Source organism: Robinsoniella sp., from assembly GCF_034124845.1.
On record NZ_JAWYAJ010000057.1, the window covers coordinates 1 to 4855 of the forward strand.

4 protein-coding genes are annotated in these 4855 nt (G+C 42.3%); all 4 read right to left on the bottom strand.

Going from position 1 to position 4855, the window contains the following annotated elements:
- Positions 1-1503 (bottom strand): sensor histidine kinase (locus ACH2DQ_RS02970; RefSeq protein ID WP_395025520.1); only part of this gene is annotated, 1503 nt, incomplete at its 3' end.
- Between the two features lie 153 nt (positions 1504-1656).
- Positions 1657-2574: an ArsR/SmtB family transcription factor gene (locus tag ACH2DQ_RS02975; RefSeq protein ID WP_394915405.1), complete on the bottom strand. Its 918-nt coding sequence runs from the start codon at positions 2572-2574 to the stop codon at positions 1657-1659.
- A 32-nt stretch (positions 2575-2606) separates the two neighbouring features.
- Positions 2607-4436 carry a DUF6320 domain-containing protein gene (locus ACH2DQ_RS02980; RefSeq protein ID WP_394915406.1) on the bottom strand — a complete coding sequence of 610 codons (1830 nt, stop codon included), beginning with the start codon at positions 4434-4436 and terminating at the stop codon, positions 2607-2609.
- A 3-nt stretch (positions 4437-4439) separates the two neighbouring features.
- On the bottom strand, positions 4440-4855 hold a 416-nt coding region (locus ACH2DQ_RS02985; protein WP_395025523.1), incomplete at its 5' end, for an alpha/beta hydrolase fold domain-containing protein.

The window sequence follows — 4855 nt, forward strand, 5'->3', positions numbered from 1 at the left end:
CTCCATGAGAATTCTGCCCCCATCCGGCTTGTCTCCAAAGGCATACTGAATACAGTTTTCCACAAAAGGCTGCAAAAGGAGTTTTAATATTTTTAAGTCTCTCAGTTCACTGGGCAGATCATATTCAAAATCAAAATTCATGAACCGCATTTTCTGGATATACACATAGCAGCCCAGCAGTTCTACTTCCTGCCCAAGGGTTATTTCCTCATTGGTATGATAGGTAACGCTGACCATTAGTTTAATCAGGGACTCAATCATCTTCTTGATGTTCGTCTGCTTATTTGCCGCCGCCATCCATTTAATGGTATTCAGGGTATTGTAAATAAAATGCGGTCCGATCTGCATAGAAAGTACTTTGATCTTTTCTTCATTCTTTGCTTTTTCTTCCTCCCGGATATCCTGGATCAGACATTGTATTTCATCCACCATATAGTTAAAATTCGCTGTCAGCATCCCCATTTCATCCCCACTTGTATTTTCCTCAATCCTCTGAAAATCCCGCTGGGACACTCTGCGAAGGCCTGCACTTAAGTTTTGCATAGGCTTAAAAATATAGTGAGACAAAATGTAATATGCCGTGAACAGGAAAACCGCATAGAGGCATGCTGTCACCGCAGCCATCCACTTAATATAAATTACATCCTTAAAAATAACACTTTGATCCGTTACCGTTAAGAGTACCCAGTCATTTACCTCGGAGGAGGAACAAACCACCGTTTTTTCTTTTCCGGTATCCGGATCACGATAGGAAAAGGATCCGTTTTGCTGCGTAAGTGCCTTTGTAAACAGTTCTCCATTCTGAACCATCCCTGTATCTTCTTCATAATTGCTGGTCACGATGTGCCGGTTCTGGGAAACGATATAGTAATCCGTACCAGCTTCATGATATATGGGATTTTTTAAAATATTGGTAAACAGATCCTCTGAAAAAAACAGCCAAAGTGTCCCTACATTTTGATTCGCCGAGTTGATTGCCCTTGCCAGTGCAAAGTTTTTCGGCCTTTGATTATAGGATGCAGACATCTGTTCGGTGGGAATCCAGACCACTTTCCCTTTTTTATCCAGAACCTGATCCAGATGTTCGTCCAGATATTCCTCCCAGTTCAGATAGTGATAACCGGATTTATAAATTGTCCCATTCAGATCCAGTACGGCGGAAACAATATATTTCTCAGAATTCACGATACTGCTTAGCAGCTGGGATATGTACTTGTCTTCCTTTGAGTAGTCCTCCCGGTTAATGTAATTCTTGGCAGCCTCATTATAATACAGGGACATGGAGGTATCCTTAAAACTGGAAAACTGCAACTCGATATTTTTATGGGTTTCTTTCATGATGTTCTGCTTTTCTGCAATGATGCTCTTTAACGCATATGAAAAATAGCTTTTTACAAAAAAGCCTAAAAAGAAAATGCTTGGAATGATAACACAGACAACAAAAATAACAATAATCTTGCTTTTTAGCTGAAAAATGAATTGATGATGGCGTCTTTCTTTCATAGAACCCCCCGTTCTATTTAAAAATTCTGTATATTTTGATATTTTTACCTATATTTTAATATATAACAAAAAAGAAAGAATGTCAAAAAGGACAACCTTTTGCAGGCTGCCCTATCTATGATTCTCATATTTACTTTTCGATATTTGTTCCGATCATTCATTTTCATAATGAACCCGAACCATAATATCCTGGTTATAATTTCCGAAACCGGAACCAAATAACGTGAGTCCGCCCACATGCTCTGATTCCTTCTCCACTTCAAAGCGAAACCGGATTATCCCTGCCTTTTCCAGCTGCAGCTGATCCAGTCCCACATCCGATATCTGCAGTCCATCCACATATGTACCGCTTTGGTTGATGACCAACAGTTTTAAAAGACCGTACTGGTTCAGGGTTCTGCTCCACCACAGCGGGGTATAAATGCCGTGTCTTCCTCCGAAATCACCGGGACTTGTCCATTTTCCAAGAGACTGTCCATTGAGTTTGAAGGTGACATCCGACATCCATTCATTGTTATAACTGGGTGCCTCGGATGAGATCTCAAAACACAGTGTGATCTGGGATATCTGATGACCGGGCGATAATAATCTGGACATATTATATTCCACATATCCCTGGGCGAACCAGATAATGCCCGCATCTACGTGCTCGGGACTTGCAAAATCTTCCGGATTATCCCACCCCCCAATGCGGTGATCCCCTGCAGCCAGCCCGCAGGTGGGGTATACCTCATAATCGCAATAATCCCCCACCTTAAACTCTGTCTCTAAAAGGCTCATTTCTTTTTTGTCCTGTTCCTTCGCATCCACCAGAATTTCATTTACCTTCAGCCGGCAGATTTTCTGATTTCCTCTTCCACCGCATTCTGTCAGTACATCGATAATCCCCGCCTCTGACAGTTTTTTAATATGGCTGGTAATGGCTCCGTTTGTAATATGAAGTGCCGATGCCAGTTCCCGCATATTCATTTCTTTATTTTTTATAAGCAGCTTTATGATATTTACTCTGAGATCGGAACCCAGGGCTTTAAATACCGCAGCGCCTTCTTCTAAACTGTTTATAACCAGCATGTTTTATCCTCCCTGAAATACTCACCCGTATCTTAAAAGTGAAATTTCTTATGCAGTTCCACCATAAAATCTTTCCATTTAAAGATAACCAGTGCCGCAATAAATAAAAATGACAGCCCCGAACAGATCACAGAAGGATAGTGGACGCCGACGCACCCGGTCAAAAGCAGCAGAAACGGGACAATTCCAACACCCGCTGACATCACATAATAGATCATATATTCCGGCGGAGTTAACTGCTGTACCTTGGAAATTGTCAGAATCGAAATGGTGGTTAACAGGCTGATCCCAGGCAGTACATAATCAATTGACCACCTGTTCCACCCCGTAAATGCATCCCAGGCGAGGCAGCAGGCAATGATAAGCAATAGCTGCCACATGGCATTTTTCAGCAGATTCCGACGTTTGTAAAAGCCTACTGCAAGTGCCAGCCACATACAGAGCATGGCTCCGCCTACAAACAGCGACCAGATGCTGTGGGGCGTTATAATTACATTTGCCATCACACAGATTACCACGGCTGCCAGGCATAAGAAAGAAAACAGCTTAAAAAACTGCATTCCGGGATATACCGGTTTTCTCTTTTCCGGGTATTTATCCTTTAACATCTCCACTTCAATGCCCTGTTCATTTAAAATGCGGAAAAAATTCCGCTGTACATTTTCACTTTCAAATCTGGATGTAAAGCTTAGAACAACATGATCTTCAAAAGAGCACATGCAAAGTTCCGTTTTCGGCGTACTGGTGAACACATGGAACCATTTGATATATGGCCGATATACTTCCGGCATGTCCACAACACCCATATTTGAAAAGATTGCGGTAACATTTTTGGAGGTAAACTTTGCCCCTGCAAGCAGACAGAGATTCTTGAACGCCAGTGGTGCAACTCTTAAAAAAGGATTCTGCTCCAGGTTCATGAATTCATTCATCCTGCCAGCAACCCGCTCCTTGGTAAGTTCACTTTTAAAAAACTCTTTCACATGGTTTACCACGTCTTTAAATGTGGTAACACCTGTTTCAAACTGGTATCCCGCATCAATCCAGCTGAAAAAATTAAGCATGGACTGGGATGGAAAATATTTGCGCAGATTTACCGGTATCATCAGAACAACCGGATATTTTTCCTGTCTGGGACTCATTTCCCGGTGAATAGCGCACAGATAGACTGCTGTGAGAAATACGGTCATTGACACGCCATATTCCCTGGATTTATCTAAAAGCTGCTTTACGGAAACCATTCCTTCCGTAATGTGCATATTTTCGTAATCTGACTTCAATCCCCGCAACTGATAGGAATGAACTGATTTTTGTTTTACATCTGATTTCTCATCAGATTTTGTTTTGGAATAATATTTAAAGAAGCTGTCATCTTCCATGTCTGCATCGGTAAGATCCTGTGTGTCCAGAGGTACTTCTTCCGGAAAATCCTCTTTGTGGGCAGCCAGAATATAATTTTTCACCAGTTCTCTGGTAAACTGCATCGCTCCCGTTCCATCGGTCAACGCATGGAAAACCTCAAAGTTTATTCTGTTTTTGAAATAGGTTACTTCAAATAAAAGACTCTTCTTATCCCGGACATAGATATTGCTGCACGGAAGCTTACTCTCTTCCTTCACTACAGGGCGCAGAGGGCTTTTCTCCAGATAGAACCAGAAAAAGCCTTTTCGCATCACAGAACAGAACATGGGATAAGCCTCGATGGTCTTATCCAATGCCTCCTGCAGGATTTCTCCCTGGATTGTTTCCTTTAAATCACAGGAAAAACGAAATACCCTGGTATCCTTCTTTCCGCTGGTAGCCGGAAATATCTTCGCCGCATTATCTAATTTTCGCCAACGGGCCAGCTTGGTCTCAGCCATTTCCTAGACCCCCTTTAAAAAACTGTTTATAATTTCAAAACTCTCCTGAACATGGTAACTCATAATGCCGAGCGCAAAAAAACCATGCAGGGCATCCTGAATGCGATGCACCTCCACTGCATTTCCCGCTTCGATTAATTTTCTTGCATATTCCTCTCCTTCATCCCTGAGAGGATCAAATTCTGCCGTAATAACAAGCGTCCTGGGCAGTCCGGAGAAATCCTGTGCCAGCAGCGGTGCAAAGTAAGGACTCTGCCGGTCTTCGTCACAGCTTTGGTACAGATCCAGATAGTCACTCATCTTCTTAGCTGTCAGTAAAAAATCTGTCCCGTTTTCCTGTACCGATGGAAAAGGGGAAGTTTCCGAATAATCATTGCTGACAGCCGGATAAATCAGTATCTGCCTCTGTGGGACAAATT

Bases quoted from the DNA above. Each gene is read 5' to 3' on its own strand.
- ACH2DQ_RS02975 (WP_394915405.1), bottom strand. From the start codon at position 2,574: ATGCTGGTTATAAACAGTTTAGAAGAAGGCGCTGCGGTATTTAAAGCC.
- ACH2DQ_RS02980 (WP_394915406.1), bottom strand. From the start codon at position 4,436: ATGGCTGAGACCAAGCTGGCCCGTTGGCGAAAATTAGATAATGCGGCG.